This window comes from Rhizobium sp. RU36D, assembly GCF_900176345.1.
Classification (GTDB): domain Bacteria; phylum Pseudomonadota; class Alphaproteobacteria; order Rhizobiales; family Rhizobiaceae; genus Allorhizobium.
In genome coordinates this window covers 61378-81142 of the sequence record NZ_FWXU01000012.1, presented here as the reverse complement: position 1 = coordinate 81142, position 19765 = coordinate 61378, and the positions used below count along the sequence as shown (strand labels likewise).

The 19765-nt window shown below is 63.2% G+C and carries 25 protein-coding genes; 8 read left to right on the top strand and 17 right to left on the bottom strand.

The genetic code is table 11. The annotated features are described in order from the left end of the window. Positions 1–93: 93 nt before the first annotated feature. The 3 genes from B9A97_RS16100 to B9A97_RS16090 are packed head-to-tail and all read right to left on the bottom strand — an operon-like array spanning position 94 to position 2142. Positions 94–873, bottom strand: coding sequence for a VOC family protein (locus tag B9A97_RS16100; RefSeq protein WP_084366374.1), 780 nt, complete (start codon positions 871–873; stop codon positions 94–96). A 23-nt stretch (positions 874–896) separates the two neighbouring features. Next, the gene (locus B9A97_RS16095) at positions 897–1385 is read right to left on the bottom strand and encodes a DUF1579 domain-containing protein (RefSeq protein WP_084366373.1); all 489 of its coding nucleotides are present in this window, start codon (positions 1383–1385) and stop codon (positions 897–899) included. Positions 1386–1413: 28 nt separating this feature from the next. Next, positions 1414–2142, bottom strand: coding sequence for a DUF899 domain-containing protein (locus B9A97_RS16090; RefSeq protein WP_084366372.1), 729 nt, complete (start codon positions 2140–2142; stop codon positions 1414–1416). 120 nt (positions 2143–2262) lie between these two features. Between B9A97_RS16090 and B9A97_RS16085 the strand changes: the two genes are divergently transcribed. Next, positions 2263–2712 (top strand): MarR family winged helix-turn-helix transcriptional regulator, encoded by a 450-nt coding sequence (locus B9A97_RS16085; RefSeq protein ID WP_084366371.1) that lies wholly within the window; start codon positions 2263–2265, stop codon positions 2710–2712. A gap of 20 nt (positions 2713–2732) precedes the next feature. Here the strand turns inward: B9A97_RS16085 and B9A97_RS16080 are convergent, their stop codons facing one another. The 3 genes from B9A97_RS16080 to B9A97_RS16070 all read right to left on the bottom strand — a co-directional run bounded on the left by B9A97_RS16080 (position 2733) and on the right by B9A97_RS16070 (position 4405). Further along, on the bottom strand, positions 2733–3494 hold the full coding sequence (locus tag B9A97_RS16080) for an RES family NAD+ phosphorylase (protein WP_084366370.1): 762 nt from the start codon (positions 3492–3494) through the stop codon (positions 2733–2735). Then, positions 3454–3837, bottom strand: a complete 384-nt coding sequence (locus B9A97_RS16075; protein ID WP_084366369.1) for an MbcA/ParS/Xre antitoxin family protein — start codon at positions 3835–3837, stop codon at positions 3454–3456. The genes B9A97_RS16080 and B9A97_RS16075 overlap by 41 nt, the downstream gene beginning before the upstream one ends. A 145-nt stretch (positions 3838–3982) precedes the next feature. After that, positions 3983–4405, bottom strand: coding sequence for an organic hydroperoxide resistance protein (locus B9A97_RS16070; protein WP_084366368.1), 423 nt, complete (start codon positions 4403–4405; stop codon positions 3983–3985). 130 nt (positions 4406–4535) lie between these two features. Here B9A97_RS16070 and B9A97_RS16065 point away from each other — a divergent pair, with 130 nt between their 5' ends. Further along, a complete protein-coding gene (locus tag B9A97_RS16065; protein WP_084366367.1) occupies positions 4536–4988 on the top strand; it encodes a MarR family winged helix-turn-helix transcriptional regulator in 453 nt (150 codons plus the stop codon). 328 nt (positions 4989–5316) lie between these two features. Here the strand turns inward: B9A97_RS16065 and B9A97_RS16055 are convergent, their stop codons facing one another. The 3 genes from B9A97_RS16055 to B9A97_RS16045 form a co-directional block, all read right to left on the bottom strand. Next, the gene (locus tag B9A97_RS16055; RefSeq protein WP_084366366.1) at positions 5317–6042 is read right to left on the bottom strand and encodes a L,D-transpeptidase; all 726 of its coding nucleotides are present in this window, start codon (positions 6040–6042) and stop codon (positions 5317–5319) included. Positions 6043–6306: 264 nt separating this feature from the next. Continuing rightward, the gene (locus tag B9A97_RS16050; RefSeq protein ID WP_244564262.1) at positions 6307–7095 is read right to left on the bottom strand and encodes a L,D-transpeptidase; all 789 of its coding nucleotides are present in this window, start codon (positions 7093–7095) and stop codon (positions 6307–6309) included. 91 nt (positions 7096–7186) lie between these two features. Then, positions 7187–8689: an MDR family MFS transporter gene (locus B9A97_RS16045; RefSeq protein WP_244564261.1), complete on the bottom strand. Its 1503-nt coding sequence runs from the start codon at positions 8687–8689 to the stop codon at positions 7187–7189. Positions 8690–8898: 209 nt separating this feature from the next. Between B9A97_RS16045 and B9A97_RS16040 the strand changes: the two genes are divergently transcribed. Then, positions 8899–9447, top strand: coding sequence for a MarR family winged helix-turn-helix transcriptional regulator (locus B9A97_RS16040; RefSeq protein WP_084366363.1), 549 nt, complete (start codon positions 8899–8901; stop codon positions 9445–9447). Positions 9448–9650: 203 nt separating this feature from the next. Here B9A97_RS16040 and B9A97_RS16035 read toward each other — a convergent pair whose 3' ends face one another. Continuing rightward, positions 9651–9851: a hypothetical protein gene (locus tag B9A97_RS16035; RefSeq protein ID WP_084366362.1), complete on the bottom strand. Its 201-nt coding sequence runs from the start codon at positions 9849–9851 to the stop codon at positions 9651–9653. A 115-nt stretch (positions 9852–9966) separates the two neighbouring features. Between B9A97_RS16035 and B9A97_RS16030 the strand changes: the two genes are divergently transcribed. Continuing rightward, a complete protein-coding gene (locus B9A97_RS16030) occupies positions 9967–11370 on the top strand; it encodes a TIGR03808 family TAT-translocated repetitive protein (RefSeq protein ID WP_244564256.1) in 1404 nt (467 codons plus the stop codon). 6 nt (positions 11371–11376) lie between these two features. Here B9A97_RS16030 and B9A97_RS16025 read toward each other — a convergent pair whose 3' ends face one another. The 3 genes from B9A97_RS16025 to B9A97_RS16015 form a co-directional block, all read right to left on the bottom strand. Next, positions 11377–11616, bottom strand: a complete 240-nt coding sequence (locus B9A97_RS16025; protein ID WP_084366361.1) for a tautomerase family protein — start codon at positions 11614–11616, stop codon at positions 11377–11379. Between the two features lie 104 nt (positions 11617–11720). Continuing rightward, entirely contained in the window at positions 11721–12287 is a 567-nt protein-coding gene (locus B9A97_RS16020) for a DUF2087 domain-containing protein (protein ID WP_084366360.1), read from the bottom strand. A 178-nt stretch (positions 12288–12465) separates the two neighbouring features. Beyond that, a complete protein-coding gene (locus B9A97_RS16015) occupies positions 12466–12954 on the bottom strand; it encodes a GNAT family N-acetyltransferase (protein ID WP_179145306.1) in 489 nt (162 codons plus the stop codon). Positions 12955–13123: 169 nt separating this feature from the next. On the opposite strand from B9A97_RS16015, the gene B9A97_RS16010 reads away from it, so the two are divergent. From B9A97_RS16010 to B9A97_RS16000, 3 genes are all read left to right on the top strand, one after another. Further along, positions 13124–13783: a glutathione S-transferase family protein gene (locus tag B9A97_RS16010; protein WP_084366358.1), complete on the top strand. Its 660-nt coding sequence runs from the start codon at positions 13124–13126 to the stop codon at positions 13781–13783. 129 nt (positions 13784–13912) lie between these two features. After that, positions 13913–14332 carry a VOC family protein gene (locus B9A97_RS16005; RefSeq protein ID WP_084366357.1) on the top strand — a complete coding sequence of 140 codons (420 nt, stop codon included), beginning with the start codon at positions 13913–13915 and terminating at the stop codon, positions 14330–14332. 58 nt (positions 14333–14390) lie between these two features. Next, positions 14391–14909 carry a hypothetical protein gene (locus B9A97_RS16000; RefSeq protein WP_143530504.1) on the top strand — a complete coding sequence of 173 codons (519 nt, stop codon included), beginning with the start codon at positions 14391–14393 and terminating at the stop codon, positions 14907–14909. A 34-nt stretch (positions 14910–14943) separates the two neighbouring features. Here B9A97_RS16000 and B9A97_RS15995 read toward each other — a convergent pair whose 3' ends face one another. After that, positions 14944–15300 (bottom strand): DUF4406 domain-containing protein, encoded by a 357-nt coding sequence (locus B9A97_RS15995; RefSeq protein ID WP_084366355.1) that lies wholly within the window; start codon positions 15298–15300, stop codon positions 14944–14946. A gap of 122 nt (positions 15301–15422) precedes the next feature. On the opposite strand from B9A97_RS15995, the gene B9A97_RS15990 reads away from it, so the two are divergent. Then, the gene (locus tag B9A97_RS15990) at positions 15423–16175 is read left to right on the top strand and encodes a DeoR/GlpR family DNA-binding transcription regulator (protein WP_084366354.1); all 753 of its coding nucleotides are present in this window, start codon (positions 15423–15425) and stop codon (positions 16173–16175) included. A 69-nt stretch (positions 16176–16244) separates the two neighbouring features. Here B9A97_RS15990 and B9A97_RS15985 read toward each other — a convergent pair whose 3' ends face one another. The 3 genes from B9A97_RS15985 to B9A97_RS15975 all read right to left on the bottom strand — a co-directional run bounded on the left by B9A97_RS15985 (position 16245) and on the right by B9A97_RS15975 (position 19569). Next, complete coding sequence (locus B9A97_RS15985; RefSeq protein ID WP_084366353.1) at positions 16245–16478, bottom strand: hypothetical protein; 234 nt, start codon at positions 16476–16478, stop codon at positions 16245–16247. A gap of 82 nt (positions 16479–16560) precedes the next feature. Continuing rightward, on the bottom strand, positions 16561–17568 hold the full coding sequence (locus B9A97_RS15980; protein ID WP_084366352.1) for an asparaginase: 1008 nt from the start codon (positions 17566–17568) through the stop codon (positions 16561–16563). Positions 17569–17646: 78 nt separating this feature from the next. Then, the gene (locus tag B9A97_RS15975; RefSeq protein ID WP_084366351.1) at positions 17647–19569 is read right to left on the bottom strand and encodes an O-linked N-acetylglucosamine transferase, SPINDLY family protein; all 1923 of its coding nucleotides are present in this window, start codon (positions 19567–19569) and stop codon (positions 17647–17649) included. Between the last annotated feature and the right edge of the window lie 196 nt (positions 19570–19765).

Genomic DNA, 19765 nt, shown 5'->3' with positions numbered 1-19765 from the left:
AAGCACGTCTGCGCGTCAGATCGGGTGATCAAAGAAGACCGGGACGGAGATGCCCTCCCCCGATCAGGTCTGACCATGCCGTCTTACGGCCCGTCACACCTTCGGCGCGACCAGCGCGAAATGCGCGCCTTGCGGATCGATGCATTGCACGATCCAGGAGGGTCCGGGCACTTCCATGGGGCCTTCGAGCACCTGGCCGCCGGCGGCCTTCACGCGTTCCAGGCCGGCCTGGGCCGCCTCGACATTGATGTAATAGCCCCAGAAAGAGCGCGGCATTTCCGGCAGCTTGTCCATCATGCCGGCGATCATAGTGTCGCCGAGCTTGACGGTCTGGTAGACGCCCATCGAGCCCATGTCGACGGACATGTCCTTCTGCCAGCCGAACATCCGGGAATAGAAGTCAAAGGCTGCGGCGCTGTTGGTGGTCATCAGTTCGCGCCAGCCGAAGGTGCCGGGAGCATTGGCGGGCGGTTCCGGCGGCATGCCGCCTTCCGGCGGGAACGGGCTCAACAGGTTGATGACCGCTCCTTGCGGGTCGGCGACCACGGCGAAGCGGCCAACGCCGGGAATGTCCTTGATTGGGATGCAGGACACGCCGCCCTCGGCCACGAAGGCGGCCACCATGGCATCGGTATCGTCAACGGCAACGTAGCTTGCCCAGTTGGGCGGCACGCCACCGGCGGCCATTTCGGGCGTGAGTTCCATAACGCCGCCCACCCCCATGGGATAGCCAGGCACCTGGACGATCGTATATTTGAAGTCGCCGGGCATGCCGCTGTCGCGGCTCTCCCAGCCGACTACCTTGCCATAAAACTCCACTGCCGCCGCCGGATCGGGGGTGACCAGTTCGTACCAGATAAAACTTCCGTGCATCCGTGTTCTCCTCGCGGTCGGTCTCAGCCGACCCGTTTGCATTCACTGCTCATGAAGGTCTTGAACGTGCCATCCGCCTGCCGCACGCTGCCGGAAAAGGTTCTGCGGTCGTCATCCAGGAACTGGATGACATCGCGATAAATGTCTGTTTTCGTGGGATCATCGAAGGACGGGCCTTCGGATTCCAGTGTCAGGGTCTGGCCATCGGGCTCCACCCAGCCCTTGTAGATCCAGAGCTTGTCCATCATAGAGCCGACCCAGGTGCCGACATAGCTTTCGCTGCGCGGATCATAGCCCAGGGTCATGATCATCGTGGTGCGGGTGCCGTCCTGCATGGGGCCGCTGCCCTCGGCAATAAACCACAGCCCGCCGAGCGAGCGAACGCTTTCGGTCCAGGCCTTGGCCGGATCGGTGTGATCATAGTCCTCACTGCCCATGGTCTTGGTGAAGAGCCACTCGCCCACCAGGCGTTCCAGGAACTTGTGTTTCTCGCTTGGCTTGGAAAATTCCATACCTGTCTCCTCCTTCAGGTCCTCGGGTTCAGCTGCAACAGCTGCCGGCCTTCGGCTTCTGCTGGTACTCGTCATTGCGGCGCACGAAATCCATGGTGGAGCCTTCATTGCGTCCCTTGGGCGCGACATCCAGCGCCATCAGCGTGCCGAGCATTTCTTCGCCGCCACGGGCATAGTTGGAATAGGTGTGGAAGATGTCGCCCTTGTCGTCGCGATAGAAGCACGACATGCCCGGCAGTTCGTCATGGGCCTGTTCGCGCGGGGTCTGGCGGAAATTGTAATAGACCGAGCCGGAGTCCAACTGCTCCCGCGTGAAGGACACGTGGTAGTCGAAATTGAAATCCGAGCCAAAGGACGACACCCAGGGAAATTTCCAGCCAAGACGGCGCTTGTAGGGCTCGATCTTGTCCAGCGGCGCGCGGGATACGCAGACCAGCGTGACGTCGTGATTGTTGAGATGCACCAGCATGCCATCGATATGATCGGCGAAGAAGGAGCAGCCTTCACAGCCCTGCTCCCAATCCGGGCCGAACATGAAGTGATAGACCAAGAGCTGGCTGCGGCCATCGAACAGGTCGGCCAGGCTCTTCTGACCCTCGGGGGCATGGAACACATAGTTCTTGTCCACCCGCACCCAAGGAAGCGCCAGGCGCTCGGCGCGGATCCTGTCACGCAGCCGGGTCTCCTCCTTTTCCACGGCCAGCAAGGCGCGCCGCGCCTCAAGCCACTCCTCACGCGAAACAACGGGATGATCCATGTCTGCCTCCTCAAGCTCTGGATTGGTCCGTTTGGCAAAGCCGGCCCGGAACCCAGTTCCTGCAGACGTTGCTATTTGGTTCTCGTTGACTTTTTACGTTGATATCAACATATTCTGGATATGTCAAACCAGCCTGTGATTCCTTTTTCCACCACCCTGTTTGTCCGCGACACCTGCCTGTGCCTGCATGCACAACGCGCGGCCCGGGCTCTCGCCCGCCGCTTTGACACGGCGCTGAAATCCCTGGGCCTGACCAATGGCCAGTTTTCGCTGATGATGTCGCTGAACCGCCCCGAACCGCCGCCCATGGGGCCGGTTGCCTCGCTGCTGGCCATGGACCGCACCACGCTGACCGCTGCGCTGAAACCGCTGGAGCGGCGTGGCTGGGTGTCGATCGAGCCGGACCCCAAAGACAAACGCGGCAAGCGGCTGCGGCTGACGGAGGCCGGCATCGCGGTGCTGTCAGCGGCGCTGCCGATCTGGCGCGAGACCCATGCGGAGATCGAGGCGGGACTGGAATCAGGCGATGCGGATGCGCTGCGCCGGGATCTGCAGCATATATCGCGATAGATCGCGACGCCCGAGATCCATTAGTCCAGCTGCGGTTTCAGCCTGTCATCGCCCGCGAAATCCGCGATGGAAAAACCGATCTGCATCCGTGGAAAAGCGCATAGCGCCTGGATGGTCCGGCGCTGGAGATGCACGCGCCAGGTCTGGCGTTCCAACGGGGCTGGGCGGCTGAAGGCGCGGGCGCTGAGCAATGCGAGATTGTCGCCTCCGGCGGGATCGCGGACCGAGCGATAGAGGATCGCCTCGATCTCCGCTTCGCGCGCACGCTCCGCCAAGGCCTGACAGGCGTCATAGCTGCGCGGGTCCGTCCAGTGCTGCGCATCCGCCGAAAGCGGCGGCTCCGTCAGGTCAATGGCGCTGCTGGTGGCGACCTCGGCGGAAAAGGCCGTGTATTCGGCCGGATTGGCTGGAAACGGCAGGCCGGGCGACTCGGCATAAAAGAGCAGCCGGTAAAACACCATTTCTGCCAGCGCCGTGGTGACCGATCGCGCGGCATAATAGACGCCAAGCGTGCGCCCGGCCCGGCGAAAACGCGAGCCGTGCGGATAGACCGCGCCATAACGAAACGGTGTCGCCAGGAGATAGTCGAGCCCCCGGCATTCCGGCGGCAGCACCGGCTTGGTCTCCTCCAGCAGGCTTTCGAGCAGCGCCTGCTCCTCCACCGTCTCCACCAGCTTCATGGTCGAAACCTGATGCTGGGCCTCGACGAGGCGCCAGAACGATCCGGCGAGCGGCCGGGATTCAGACGAGAGCGCGGCGGGCGTCCAGATAGGCAAGGACATCTGTTATTCCGGAAATCGAGCTGATCTTGTCGAGCGGCACGCCGGCGAGCGCCGTGTTGGGGCTTCGCAACCATTGCTGCGCCACGGCCTCGTCACCGCCTGTTATCGCATCCAGCGATCGGAACAGGCGGATGAAGATCAAGGCCAGCTCGAACGGCTTCGTCCCCCGCTCCAGCTGGAATTCCCGCTTTTTCATGCGGGATATGCTGGCTTCCGATAGCCCCAGCACACCTGCGAGCTGGCGCGCGGACACGCCGAGACGGTCGGCGGCAGCAATGACGGCCTTGCTGACGGTCGCAGCTTCCGAGGGGGCGGTGGTGGCGGGCTGAATGGTCTGGAGCATGGACGCATCCTTTCTTAAGAAAGAAGATAGCGCATCTATTGCTGAAGACAAGATTATTGCGGAACTTGAGGCAGCGAAGCCGCCCCGAACGTCGAAGGCCGGCATTGCTGCCGGCCTTCCAACTTGAGCTGTTGCGGTATAGCTATCAGGCGACCGAGACCGGAACTTCCGTCGAGGTGCGCATGGCGTGGCTGTAGGGGCAGACGATATGCGCGGCGGCGACCAGCTTTTCGGCGACGTCGCGGTCGATGCCCGGCAGGTTGGCGGTGATGGAGACTTCGATGCCGAAGCCGGTGCCGTCTTCGCGCGGGCCGATGCCGACCTTGGTGGTGATGGTCGCGTCGTCCGGGATCTTGACCTTTTCCTTGCCCGCGACAAATTTCAATGCACCCAGGAAGCAGGCCGAATAGCCGGCGGCGAAAAGCTGCTCGGGATTGGTGCCGGTAGCACCATCACCGCCGAGTTCCTTGGGCACCGTCAGCGTGACGTCCAGGACGCCGTTGTCGGTTACGGCGCGGCCGGCGCGGCCGCCTGCTGCAGAAGCCTGGGTCGTATAGAGAATTGGCATGGGAACCTCCTTGTCTGGGTTGACGATAGAGATTAGATATCGCACAATTCGATTGTGCGCAATATATATTTGCGCATTGCGCCGGGATTGACGACTTGCGACAATCGCCTCGACTTGACAGGAGACGTGCATGAAGGACCAGAAGCAGCTGGAAGGCCCCCTCCCGGTCGATCAGCAGATCTGCTTTGCCATCTACGGCGCGGCGCATGCCTTCAACCGCGCCTACAAGCCGCTGCTGGAGCCGCTCGGCCTCACCTACCCGCAATACCTCGTGATGATGGCCCTGTGGGAACAGGACCAGCTGACGGTGAAGGCGCTGGGCGAAAAGCTGGGGCTTGATTCGGGCACGCTGTCGCCGCTCTTGAAGCGGCTCGAGGCTGCCGGCTCGATCACGCGCCAGCGGGACCCCGACGACGAGCGGCAGGTGCTGATTTCACTGACGGAGGACGGTGCCGCCCTGAAGCGCCAGGCGCTCGGCATCCAGATGTCGATCGGCGCCGCCACCGGCTGCACCTGGGCCGACCTCAAGGACCTGCGCGACCGGGTGAATGCGCTGAAGGCGCAGTTGGACAAGGTGGGGTGAGGTAGGCTCGAGAGCGGATACCACCCCCCTGCCCTGCAGGCGTTCCAGTCTGCTGGCGCGTCGTGCGGCCATCCCCCCAGGCACTAAAATCTGCAGGCGCGTCGTCCTTGTACCCCCCTCTGCCCTGCCGGGCATCTCCCCCTCAAGGGGGGAGATCGAATCGCGGCAGCGCCTCGCTCTCATGGTTATTTGCAGGCTGTGTTTTCTACAGGTTGAAGGCGTTAGCGGCTCTGGCCGATCTCCCCCCTTGAGGGGGAGATGCCTGGCAAGGCAGAGGGGGGTATGGCGGCACGACCTTAGAAATCTTTCCCGCCATCCAACATCTCTCCTACTGCATCACCATAATCCGCGCCTTGTTGGGCACGCGGTCGTAGAGGTCGATGATGTCCTGGTTCATCAGGCGCACGCAGCCGGAGGAGACGGCGCGGCCGATGGAGTTCCATTCCGGCGAACCGTGCAGGCGGTAGAGCGTGTCTTCCCCGCCCTGGAAGATATAAAGCGCGCGCGCGCCGAGCGGGTTGGTGAGCCCCGGCGCCATGCCGCCATTGGCGGCGGAGTATTGGGCAAGCTCCGGCTGGCGGCGAATCATATCGTCCGGCGGGGTCCATTTCGGCCATTTCTGCCGCCACTGGATAACGCCCTGCCCCTGCCACGCAAACCCCTCGCGGCCGATGCCGACGCCGTAGCGCATGGCCGTGCCGCCGGACTCCACCAGATAGAGGAAACGTGAGGGCGTATCGACGACGATGGTGCCGGGCGGCTGGCCGGTGGGATCGACGACCCGCTGGCGATAGAAGCGCGGATCGATCCGCTCATAGGGGACCGCGGGGATGAGGTAACCGTTGTCCAGCACCTCGCCATACATGGCATCGAGTTCCGGCGATGCGCCGTAGCCCGACGCGCGGATCGGCACGCCGATGCCATCGCCATAGACGGGGGTGGCGGTGATGGAGGCGCCAGAGCGGTAGGATGCGCAGGAGGTGAGCGCAGCTGCGGCGCCAAGCGCCGAAAACGTCAGAAAACCGCGTCGAGACAAAGTGTTGGAAGACGACATGAAAAAAGGACTTCCCGTATTCGTGAGTGCACGACCGTGATGCGGCACTGCCTAGACAGTGCACTGCACCGGAACCGGCCCAGGGATACTCGCAGCTTGCGGCTGCGAGCAATCCTGAAACGGTCCCGTTTCGATCAAGTTCCCTCACAACGACGTGTCCCGGGGCGACCCTTGAGGTGACTGTGGCAGATGCGCCACAAACGCCTTCTCGGAGCATGATGTCGACCGAAAACCGCATAGAGTTTTCGGCATCATGCCCTGGTCTTACAAGACGACGATTTCGGCCTTGTCGCCGACGCGATCATAGAGATCGATGACATCCTGGTTGAACATGCGCACGCAGCCCGACGAGGTGGCGCGGCCGACCGACTGCCAGTCCGGGGTGCCGTGGACGCGGTAGAGCGTATCCTTGCCATTGGCGAAGATATAGAGCGCGCGGGCGCCGAGCGGATTGTTGCGGCCGGCTTCCAGCCCGCCTTCTGCGGCGGAAAACTGGCGCAGGTTCGGCTGGCGCGACACCATCTCGTCGCTCGGTGTCCAGCGCGGCCACTTGGCCTTGCGCTGGATGACGCCGCGACCGGACCAAGCAAAGCCGTCACGGCCGAGGCCGACGCCGTAGCGGATGGCCTTGCCATTGCTCTGGACGAGATAGAGATGGCGCGTCTTGGTATCGACGACGATGGTGCCTGGCTTTTCGGTGGTCTGATAGGCCACTTCCTGGCGCAGATATTGCGGATCGACGCGGCTGATCGGGATCGGCGGCAGGGTATAGCCATCGTCGCGGATCGTATCGTAGAGCACCTTGTTGAGCGGGCGATCGATCGGTAGGCCGTAGGTCTGGTGGAACTGGGTCTTGTAGAGCTCGCGCGTCTGCGGCACCGGCTGGACCGGACTTGGCTGCACACGTGCCGGATCGTAATAGACCGGCGCCACTTCGTCCTGGAAGGTCTCGATATTCATGCGGCTGGTATCGGTGACCAGGATGCAGCCGGAGAGCAGCGAAAGGCCGGCCAGCGCGAGGCCATGGCCCATGAGCCGGCCCAGGGGGAACATAGTCTTCTTCATCGGATCACCGCTCGCGACAATTGCATATTGCCGCGAGTATGAGCCCCGCGGCTGGCGCGAGGCTGGTGGCGATGTGCGCTCAGGCCTTCTTGCCGGCGGTCTCCACCGGCAAGAGGATGTTCTTCAGCGACAGGGCCGTCAGCAGGGTCAGGAGGCAGATGCCCGCCGCCGTGAGGAACAGCGGAAAGAAGGCATCGGCATAGGTGCTGGCGATGACGTGCTGCGTTTCCGGCGGCAGGGCCGCCAGCATTTTCGGCGTCAGTTCCTCGATATTGCCAACGCCCGCGATTGGCGCCGGCAGATGGCCGATGCTGGAGGCAACGATGGCGCCATAGATGGAAATGGCGATCGCAGCACCACCCATGCGCGCCAGGGTGACCGTGCCGGTGGCCGCACCGACATCCCGCGGATTGGCCGCATTCTGCACGCCCAGAACCGGGACCTGCTGGCCAAAGCCGATGCCAAAACCCTGGGCCAGCATGATGACCACCAGAAGCGGAATCGATGTGGTGGGGTGCACGAAGAAGGCGAAGACCAGGAAGGCGACGACGCCGATGCTGGCGCCGATGATCGAGAAGATCTTGTAGCGCCCGGTTTTGGAGATCATGCGGCCGGCAAAGATCGAGCCGAAGCTGATGCCGGCCGCGGTGGCGACGAACATCAGGCCGGCAAGCGTCGGTGTCAGCGCCTTCGTCGTCTGCAGGAACAGCGCCATGTAGTTGACCATGCCGATGCCGATGCCGCCCGTCAGAAGCGAGATCAGCAGCAGGCGGCAGATGGTGGGGTTGCCAAACAGGCTGAGCGGAACGACAGGCTCTTCCACGCGGCGCTCGACAAAGATCCATCCGGCGACGCAGGCAAGGCCAAAGGCGATGACGGCAAGGCTTTGCGGGGCGATCAACGAGCCGAACATGACGCTGCTATCGGCCCAGAGCACGACACTGGCGGCAGCACCGGCCAGAAGCAGGGCGCCGGCATAGTCGATCTTCGGCTTGCGCTTCGGCTTGCGGTACGGCAGCAGGATGGCGAGACAGATTACGACGGCGATGCCGATCGGCAGGTTGACGAGGAAGATCGAGCGCCAGCCAAAGAGATCGCTGAGAGTGCCGCCGAGGATCGGCCCGGCAGCGCCGGAGGCCATGATGACCAGGCTGGAATAGCTCTGGTACTTGGCGCGCTCGCGCGGCTCGAACAGGTCGGCATTGATGGAGAAGATCGACACCATGATGCCGCCGCCGCCCAGCGCCTGCAGCACGCGGGCAGCAATCAGCGTGTTCATCGACACGGCCAGGCCGCAGACCAGCGAACCGAGCGTGAAGATGGAGACGGCCGCGATCATCACATATTTGCGGCCGAAGAGGTCGCCGAGCTTGCCATAAAGCGGCATGACGGCGCTGGTGGCCAACAGATAGGCGGAGCCGACCCAGCCGAAGCGCTCGAGCTGGCCGAATTCGGCGACGATGGTCGGCAAGGCCGTCGAGACGATCTGGTTGTCGAGGGTTGCCATGAACATGGCCGTCAGCAGCATCAGGAAGACTACGACCCGCAGCTTCGGATCCGCCACCAGCGGCGGCTCCGCCATGGGCGTGGTGGGCGCTGCAGGGATGTCGATATCGATGCCGGATACCGGCGCTGCGGCTTTGAGGGAAAGAGGCCGGTTGCTGTCCATTGACGTGCTCCATCGGGAATGCCGGTGTTATGTGCCCTTGGCATTTATATGTCAATGTCATTTATATGCTGATGTCATGTATTTGATTGCGGAGCCGGAGCGGACCTGCTATAGGCTCTGCCATGAAGGACAAGACACCTCTCCACTGCCCGCCCCGCGAACATGAAGACGATACGACGAGTATCGCCCGCAGCATGACGCGCATGCGCCTTCTGATCGGCCGTCGCTTCATCGGCCGGCTTGCCATCCGCAAGATGGGCGCGGGGCTTGAGCTGTCGCATATCGACGTAATCGGCATCATCAGGCGGCTCAGCCAGAAGCAGGAAGTAACGATCGGCGCGATTGCGGAGCAGATGCATATCGACCCCTCCCGCGGCAGCCGCGTGGTGGCGGACCTGGTGCGGCGCGGCGTGTTGCAGCGCCAGGCCTCCCAGGAGGATGCCCGGCGGACCATCGTGACCCTGACGCCGGATGGTTACCGGCTGCTGGCCCAGATGGAAGAGGTGAAGATGGAGGCCGTCGCCAGCATCCTCGCAGACTGGCCGGAGCAGGACATGGCCGATTTCGCGCGGCTCTACGAGCGCTTCGTCGCCAGCTTCGAGGAGCGCTATCGCCAGTTTGAAGCCGAGATTGGTGCCGAGCCGGGCGAGATCACCGGCGATCACGGATAGAGCAGATCGCACCTGCGCGTTTGGTCGCTGGCTTCCTGGGATTGGCGCAAGGCAAACGTGAGTTAACCGGTCGGCTGCCCCGTGCAGCCGACCGGTCGAGCCTCCCGCCGTGAGGCTCTGCAATGAGATGGCATTCACAGGCCCGCCTCTGGTGCCCCGCCAGGCACCAGCCAACGCTCATCTCAAACTGAAGAGAACACTACTCAAACAGAACGAGGTGCAATGGCCGCATAAATCTTGCGGGCGAGCACATACGCAATCGGTAACGCAACGACGCAACCTGCGAGAAAGGCACCGGCGATCTGCCAGCCCTCCAGAAGGCGCAAGGACAACACCGCTGTTACCGCCGCGCCCGCAGCCGCTGCTGCGACCAGGATGTATAGTACTGCGGCAAGGCGTAACATGGAAGCCTCCATTAACGATGTTGCGAGCAATTTACGTGACCTGCGGACATTTGCCTTGATCTAGGGCAAATCGCACAGAATCTTTGCAACAAAATAGCTGGATGGATGCAGGCCTATGGACAAGACGCGAGACATGGCCGGGCGCCGCGCCTTCCTGGCATCCGGCGTAGCCTGGACGCTCGCCGCCTCCTTTTGCGGCGTGGCCGGCATTGGCAGGGCCAAGGCCGCCTCCCCCAGCATCACGCCGATCGAATTGCGCGGGTCGATCGATGCGAGCGCCGAGGGCATCGTGCCCGGCGCGGCCGATAACCAGAGCCGGGCGCTGCAGAAGCTGATCAACCAGGCGGCCCGCAGCGGCCTGCCGCTGTACCTGCCGCCCGGCCGCTACAACGTCTCCAACCTCGAACTGCCTGACGGGGCGAGACTGACCGGCGTGGCCGGTGCGACTCGTCTCGTCTATGGCGGGGAAGGCCATCTGCTGCGCGCCGAAGGCGGCCGGCGGATCGAGATCAGCAATATCACGCTCGACGGGTCAAACCGCTGGCTGGCCGATTACGCACCGGCGCTCATAGCCCTGCGCGGGGTGGACGAGGTGATCCTGGATAATTGCGAGATTGTCGGCAGCCGCAAGCACGGGCTGCAGATGGAGCGCTGCGGCGGGCGGGTCTTCCAGAGCAGGATCTCTGGTGCTGCGCTGGCCGGCCTCTACAGCGTGGAGGCGGCGGGGCTTTCCATCGAGGGCAATACCGTCTCCGACTGCGGCAATGGCGGCATCCTGGTGCATCGCTGGAGCAACGGACCCGATGCAACTGTGGTGACCGGCAATCGCGTGCGCCGCATCGCGGCACTTGCCGGCGGCACGGGCCAGAACGGCAATGGCATCAACATCTTCCGCGCCGGCAACGTCATCGTCTCGGGCAATCTCGTCTCCGACTGCGCCTTCTCGGCGATCCGCGCCAATTCGGCTTCCAATGTGCAGATCACGGATAACCAGTGCCTCGGCAGCGGCGAGACGGCGATCTATGCGGAATTCGCCTTCCAGGGGGCGGTGATCGCCGACAACATTGTCGATGGCGCGGCGAACGGCATCCTGGTGGTCAATCTCGACGAGGACGGCAGGCTGGCCACGGTATCCGGCAATGTGGTTCGCAACCTGAAACTCGACGGCCCCTATGTGCATGACGGTGCCGGCTTCGGCTTCGGGATTGCCGTGGAGGGCGACACGGCCGTGACCGGCAATGTGATCGAGAACGCGCCGAAATGGGGAATGGCGCTGGGCTGGGGGCCCTATCTGAAATCCGTGGTGGCGTCGGGCAATGTGATCCGCAATGCGCCCGTCGGCATCGCCGTCAGCGTGGTCGAAGGCTCCGGCACCGCGATCATCTCGAACAACGTCATGGACCGGACACCCCAGGGCGCCGTTATCGGCTATCGCTGGAAGGATACCGCCACAGGCGAACTGATCGACGATGCTTCCGACTGGCCGCACCTGGTGGTGACGGGCAACCGGAAGAGTTGACCCGGTTCAGGAGCCTGCCAAGGCGCCGTAGCCGGGACGCTTGTATAGGTCGCTTCCTGCCGCGACGATTTCAGGATCGTAGACCTTTGCGTCCCACTGAGACGGCTCCACTTCGGTGATGGAAACCGAGAGTGACGACGCGCTCGATCCGAATACGGTCATGGCCAGTTCCACGACCTTTTCGGAGAACTCCTGTTTTTGCGTTTCGGTGCGTCCAGGAAACATCTTTACGGCGATATGGGGCATCTTCTTTCCAATCTGCAGGCGGGGACGATTCTCTTAATCCATAGGCCAGAAAACGTCCGGCGAAAATCACCCCAGTGCATCTGAGGTCTGGAGAAGACGATCCGCTATGCCGCGAGTTCCTGCCTGGCGCGGATGACCGCGAGTGCCTCGGCCGGCGGGCGCTGCTCGATGCGGCGATAGCGGCGGCAGTCGCGGTCACGATCGATCAGCTTGACATTGACCATTTCCCGCCGCAGCAGCACATGATCGCCAAAACCATTGCGCGCCTTGAGGAAGGCGTTGACCTCCTGCTCAGTGAGATCACGTTCGGCCGGAAAGACGCTCCAGAGCCGCCACAGGCAGAGCCGCTGATGGTTGGTCTTGGCCGGCCAGCGGGTCAGAACGCCCTTGTCGTCGAAGCAACGGGCCACGGCATCGACCCTTTTCATGTCGATGGCTTCAGGCGCCGGCCGTCTCACATCTGGTAGCGTGACAGGGGTCGAGGCAAGCGGTGATACGGCCGCGACCTCTGCCTTGTAATGCTGGAAGTTGCGGTGGCCGGTGGCACGGGCCAGGATGTTCAGCCATTCGACATGGCCGGGCAGCTTTTCACGGGCGTCGATTTCGCGCTTCAGCGCGCGGGCAAGCGCCGACAGGTCGTCGGCATGATATGGAATGAGCGTACGCGACATCGCATTTTTCCCTTTGGTGGTGCCGAAAAGGAGTGTCGATGGTCACCGGCTTGCGACGAGGCACGGAAAAATGTGTCGGTCGAAGGTATCGATGGCAGGTTTAGCTCCCCTTACGGGGCGGTGACGCCTAGGTGGTCTGCCGACCTTGATACCCGCATAGCGGCTAGGTTTGTCTCTGTCAAGAATCAGGATGGGCCTGTTGCAGCTCAACCAGATCCCGCTCCATGAACAGGCTTATCGGTGATGGATGATACGGGGCAAAGGCATCTCGCAGGCGATAGCCTTCGCGTGCATAGAGCGCCTGGGCTGCAAGATTGCGTGTGCCGACTTCCAGCAGGAGGGTGCAGGCTCCCAGATTGCGCGCAGTGGAATGCGCAGCACGCACCAGCGCCACGCCCACACCGGTTGCCCGGGCGGCCTCATCCACGATCATGCGCTTCAGTTCCATCGCCCCATCGCCACGGTCGAACAGGACGCAGAGACCCGCCGCCTTTCCGGCACGGCGTGCCACAAGAACATGGGTGCCCTGATGATTCAGCGATGCCGCCGTAATGGCCCGGCGAAATGCGCCGGGATAGAGCGCGGCGGCCACGGCATCGGATTGCCGCAACAGGTCCTGGATCTCAGTCTGAAGCGCGGGTTCCAAGCTGACAATAATCGTTTCCATGGGGTCAGCTGAAATCAGGACCTCATGGGTTGTCAAGGTGGACCATAAGGCCCGCCTGCCCGCCGACGCTTCACAAAAATTCACGCTGGCATCACTGCCACGCGCTTTGTCGGGCGGGCGTTTGGGGCTAGCTTCCGACCAGCGAAACACTCTTGAGGAGAAGACCGGCATGCTGAAGATCTATGGCGTCTATCGTTCCCGCGCCACGCGCAATCTCTGGATGGCGGGCGAAATCGGCCTGGACTTCGAGCATATCCCGGTGATCCAGGCCTATCGGCTGGCCGACCCCTATGCCGCCGACGCGCCGCTTAACACCCGCACCCCCTCCTTCATGGCCGTCAATCCGATGGGCGCCATCCCGACGCTCGAGGACAATGGCCTGGTTCTGAACGAAAGCCTGGCGATTACGCTGTATCTCGCCAAGAAATATGGCGGCGACCTCGGCCCGAAGACCATCGAGGAGGATGCGCTGATGACCCAGTGGTCGTTGTTCGCCGCCACGGAAATCGAGAGCACGGCGCTGAAGATCTCCACGCAGTCCGCCGAGGGCAAGCTGGCGACCGAGGCCGGCCGCGAGGAAGCCGAGGTGCATGCGCGCCTGCTGCGACGCCCGTTCGGGGTCTTGGAAAAGCATTTCGAGGCAAATGACTATGCCGTGGGTGGCCGCTTCACCGCGGCGGATGTCAACATGGCTGAGATCGTGCGCTATGCTTCGCCCTATACCGTGCTGATGGACGCGCATCCCGCCGTCTCGGCCTGGCTTGCGCGCTGCCAGGCCCGCCCCGCTTTCAAGGCGATGTGGGAAAAGCGACTGGCCGAGCCGGCCTGAGGAGGCCTTTAAGGGTGCATGCTTCTGGCTCCTTCCTTGGAAGCCCTGCCCTGCACGCATCTCCCCCGTTTGCACCGGATCGATCCTGCGGTAACAAGGGGGAGACGTATTTTCCCGGGGGAGAAGATCATGCGCCCGTTCCACCTCGCCTTTGCGGTGACCGATCTGGAAGCGACACGCCGCTTCTATGGCGATGTGCTGGGCTGCCGGATCGGCCGGGAAAGCCCGGGCAAATGGCTCGACTTCGATCTTTTCGGCCACCAGATGTCGGCCCATCTGCGCCCTGACATGCCGGTGGACCGGGCAAGCGGCACCGTCGATGGCGAGGTGGTGCCGATCCCGCATTTCGGTGTCATCCTCAATGTCGATGACTTCGTCAGCCTGGCCAGCCGACTGCAAGCCGACCCCGCGACCCGATGGGGGCTGAAACCCAAGCTGCGCTTTGAGGGCGAGGCCGGAGAGCAGAGAACCATGTTCGTCTACGATCCCTCCGGCAACGCACTGGAGTTCAAGGCCTTTGCCGACGAGGCGGGCATCTTCGCGGTGTAGGGATGGCAACCGCCGGCGGCTTCGCTGGTTGCGCCACCCTCAGACCGCAGGTTGTAACTTGCTGCAAAAACCGCTATCTTCAAAAGGCTTGAAGAGCGAGAGCCACATGTCCGAAGAGCTGGAGTTTACAAAGAGACTTTACGGTCAGTTCTCATCCTTGATCGAAACGATCAAGGTGATGAATACGGGCATCGGCCGGCATATCGAAGCGGTTGGACGCTTCGAGACGGAAATCGTCAAGCTCAACCGGCACGCGCATCAACACCGGCAGGATCTCGGCGACGTCAGATCCGGGGTGGAGCAGGTGCGCGGCGAGATGGGCCAAGTGCGCGGCGACATCAGCCAAATGCACACCAAGATTTCGCATCAGCTCGATGGCATCCTATTGCGGCTGGACGAGCTGGAAAACGCGGTCAACAGCAACGGCCTGGACATCAAGACGCTGCAAACCGAAGCCGTCTCGCAGTATAACGACGTTCTGAACGCCATCCAGGGCAGCACGCACAACAACATTCTGCTGCGCGAGCTGACCGAGCGGATAGAAGCAATCGAACGCCGGCTCGGCCCGCAGTCCTGATTGCTTCCGGTGTCATCGCGGGCTGGTTAACGGCTCACGCGCAGCCGGGCACGTCTTCCAGCCGGTACCAGACGGGGATGCCGCGTTCGGTGGCGATGCGCACGTCGTTATCGGCGCCCTTGGACGCTCCCGGCAGGCGCAATACACCTTCGCAGAGCTGCAGCAGGCGCCCGGCAACGGGATGGAATATCTCCTCGTAGAGATCGTCTCCGACATGGCGTCCACCGGCCGCATGCCAGATGGGCAGCGCCACCCATTCCCCGATCATCGGAACATGCCCGGCCTTGAACAGCGCGTGCGACGGCGCTTCCAGCACCTTCAGGTTGGCGGCCATCTTGGCCGGATCGTCTCCGGTGCCCGAACGATAGGGGCCAGCAATCAAAATCAACATTGTCTTTCTCCGTGATTTCCCGCCCATGCGGTAATTTGCACGAATATGCGCGAAGTTTCTTGATTGTCGAGTCAAATTTTGTGCTATCGTGCAGTTAAGTTAAATTTCGTGCAGGATCGTGCATGCTGACCAACAGGCGCAAAACCCATATCCTCGACTGCCTCCGTCGCGACGGACAGGCCATCGCCAAGACCATTGCCTCAGAACTCGGGGTGTCCGAAGACACGATCCGCCGGGACATGCGGGACATGGCGGCGGAGGGCCTGGTGAAACGCGTCCATGGCGGGGTGATGCCGATTTCGCCCGATCTGCCGGATTTCTCCCGCCGGCAGGTGATCGCGACAGACGAAAAGGTGGCCTTGGCAGCGCTGGCCGTGGCGCTGGTGAAGCCGGGGCAAACCCTGTTCCTCGACGGCGGCACCACGACCGCCGCCATCGCCGCGGCGCTGCCGCATGACATGGCACTGACGGTCGCCACCCATTCACCGACCATCGCGGCCGCACTGGAACATCACCGTGCCGAGGTGCTGCTGATCGGCGGGCGGCTCTACAAGCACTCGATGGTGGCGGTCGGCGCAATCGCCGCAGATGCCATCCGGCTGATCCGGCCCGACATCTTCTTCCTCGGCGCCACCGCCGTGCATCCGCTGCATGGGCTGACGACGGGCGATTTCGAGGAGGCGGCAATCAAGCGGCTGATCGCTGAGCGCAGCGCGGCCACCTACCTGCCGGTGACAAGCGAGAAACTGGACATGATATCACCCTGCCGGATCTTGCCGCTGGAGGGCATCACCGGGCTGATCGTGCCGGCGGGCTTGAGCGACGCGATGCTGGCGCCGTATCGGGAAGCGGATGTGGAGGTGATTGGGGGATGAGGTGAGAAGAACGACGTGATTGATCTTCAAAGACTTAAGGCGTCAGAGCCGGTCTGGCATGAGCCAGCTTCACAGGCCGTGTTTCGCCCAGACGCTGCGGACTTCCTCATCCGTTGCAAACTCGCGACGCGCCGCCTGCAATCGGGACTTTTCGAGTGACGCCCTTTCGCTTTGGGTGAGTTGATAAACACCCGTATCGTCATCTTCGCCCGCGAGACGCAAAACCACGCGGGCAAGTTCATCCTGCTGATCGTGCGGTAGAGCGCGAAGGCGCGCAACCGCATGTTCAAGTAGCTCGGTCATCACATCAATATGCTCTTTATTTGGCAAACTGAAAAGGACAATCCTGCCCCCTCGCGTTCAGGCGCGCGGCCGCGATCACCCCTCACCCAAACAACGCGTCCGTCACCCTGACATCGCCGACCGCGATGCCGTTCCAGTTTTTCATGGTGTGGCTGGCCATGGCAAGGTAACCCTCGCGCTCGGCCGAGCCCTTGTCGAATTGCTGGGCGATGAGGGCGAGCACCATGCTTTCGGCGGCGCGGGTGGTGCCGTCCTCGGCCTTGACGGCGATCGAGACGCCGGTCTCGGGGATGACGGCGCAGAACACGCCTTCGGCGCCGGTCTTGGCGAAGACGCGGCCCGGTGCCAGTTCCATGATGCGTGTGCAGGTGCGCTTGGTCCCCGCGACATAGAAGGGTTCAGCCATGCAGGCTTCCATCAGGCGGCGCGAGGCCTTGGCGCGCACCGGCTCAAGTCCCCTGCCCGTCGCCATGGCCGAGAAGCCGCGGGCCAGGCCCGATAGCGGCACGGCATAGGTGGGGATGGAGCAGCCGTCGGTGCCGCAGTTTTCATGGGTCAGGGCAGCGCCTGTCAAAGCCTGCATGACGCCGCGGATATCGGCCTGCAGCGGGTGGTCATAGGTGACGTAGCCCTTGGGCTCATAGCCGATATGGCAGCAGGCGCAGATGAAGCCGGAATGCTTGCCGGAGCAGTTGTTATGCAGCGCGGTCGGCTTGTCCATGGTGCGGGCCTGGTGGATCAGCGTCGCCTGGTCGGACGACCAGTGAGCGCCGCATTCCAGGCTGTTCACGTCACGCCCTGCGCGCGCCAGCATGGAGGCGGCAAGGTCCACATGGGCATCTTCGCCGGAGTGGGAGGAGCAGGCCAGCGCCAATTCCCGAGCGCCGAAGCCATAGGCATCCGCCGCACCGCTTTCCACCAGCGGCAGCGCCTGCATGGCCTTACAGGCCGAGCGCGGAAAGACCGGCGTATCGGGATCGCCCAGCGCGGTCACCAGCCGACCGTCGCCATCGACAACGACGGCAAGGCCGCGATGGCGGCTTTCGACAAGAGCGCCGCGGGTGACTTCAACGGTAACGGGATTGGACATGGAGAGCCTCGCAGAAACGGATTGCGAGGCTTTAGCGCATTCCGGGCCAAAGCGGAATCGTTTTCAGGGTAGATGGCCTCACGTTTGACCGGATTGAAAACCACCCTGACGGGGCGGTAATGCCGGCACGTCGATATGATCGGGCGCCAGGCCGGCGCGGGCGCGCTCCGCCATCATCTCATAGGCCGTTTCCAGGTGGCGGGCGAAACGCTCGGCATCGAACAGCGGGGCGGTGAAGCGCGCGGCCTCAATGCGGCGGCGGATGGACTCACGACGGTCCCGGTCAGTGGCGAGTGCTGCGACGAGATCGACATAGGCGTCGTGATTGGCGACCACGAGATCGGAGAGGCCGGCGGCGTGCAGCAGGCTGGCGGAGACCCTGGACGCAAAGCTGTTGCCGGTGACGGCGGCGACCGGAAGCCCGGCCCAGAGCATGTCCGATGTGGTGGTATGGCCGTTATAGGGCCAGGTATCCAGCGCGAGATCGGCCAGCGCCACGCGCGAGATATGCTCGGGATAAAGGCACATGCCAGCGATGACGACGCGATCGCGGGTGATGCCGCGGCGCTCCAGTTCCGCCAGCAGGTTTTCCGCCGCATGGGCCTTCGGGCACATGCACCAGAAGATCGCCTGTGGAACGGCTTTCAGCACGCGAACCCAGACATCCAGCGTCTGCGGGTTGATCTTGTGGGTGGCGTTGAAGGAGGCGATGACCAGCGCATCCTCTGGCAGGCCGTGATCGGCGCGGCTGGCAGGTGCCGGCAGGGGGCGGCTGCGGTGGCTGTTGGCCTGGTAGCTGTCCGGCAGGCGGCAGAGCTTCTCGGCATAGAAGGGCTTGGATGTATCCGGCGTGACGATCCGGTCGGTGATGGCATAGTCGAGATCGACGCCGGTGACGCTGCCGGGAAAGCCGATATAGGTGGCCTTGATCGGCGCCCGGCAGAGATTGACGATGCCGAGCCGCGCGCCCATCGTGTGACCCTTGAGATCAACCAGGATGTCGATGCCGGCCTCGTCGATACGGGCCGCCGCCTCCGCGTCGCTCAGGCCGTCCACCCGCACGATGCTGTCGCGCAGCACTTGAGGCCATGACGCTTGGAAGTGCAGGCTGTTGGCCGGCGTGTGGCAGAAGAGAGTGACATCGTATTTGTCGCGGTCGTGGCATTCCAGCGCGTCACGCAACAGCGTCATCGTCGCGTGCTGGAAGAAATCATTGGAGAGATAGCCGATCCGCAGTTTGCGGTCCGCTGGCCCGATGGCCCGGCGCGGCGTGCCCGGCGCCGGACGCGTGGCCTCAGCGGCGGCACTTTCCGGCGATGGCAGGGCATTGATGGCCTCGTCATCGCTCCAGGTCAGGCGACTGAGCACGGCCTCGTGCTCCCGCATCGCGGCGACCAGGGGCTGGCCGGGATTGGCCATCAGGGCCGCATGTTGCTCCATGGTGGCGAAGTCGCAGCTTTCCCGCGCGATCATATGGGCGGTCGCCTGCAGGAAACCATTGCCCGGATCTTCAGCCAGCGCCTCGCGCAGCAGGCCGGACAAGGCCTGGTCGCGGCCGGAAAAGCGGTGATGATTGACGATCAGGGCCATATGCTGCGGCTTGCGGCGGTCGAGCCTAGGGATCAGCGGCAGCATGTCGTCGAGAAGCCCGCGCGCGAAGAAGACCTGGGCGACGGAGAAGGCCAGATCGGCATCGGCAGGGTTGAGGTCTACGGCGGCATGGCCGATGCGCATGAGTTCGATATCAGCACCGGCGGTCCGATAGAGGGAAACGGCGAGCTTCAGCATATGAGGCGCGTTGGTGCCGTATTCGGCCACCTGTACGAAGGCATCGGCGGCCTCGCGGTGACGTCCGAGCTGGAACTGGATCTTGCCGATCAGCGCCTGCAGCCCCGGATCTTCGGCGCGGTTGCGGCCCAGAGACTGGGTCGCCATCGTCAGCGCCTTTGGCAGGTTCTTTGCCTCATACTCGCGCACTGCCTTTTGAAGCGCCTGGGCCACGCCGCAACCTCCTCCGGATCAGAGCTTTCGATCGCGTCATGGATGGGGTCCGGACCCTTGTGCCACAGCGATGGAGCCTTGGCCCGCAAGCAGCCACAAAGCTCCATTATGGGCGGTATCGCGCCTGAATTGCGCCAGGCTGACCGGGGGCGGTAACGGGATTGTTGATGGCCCGCCGGAAGGCCCTCGCGATAAG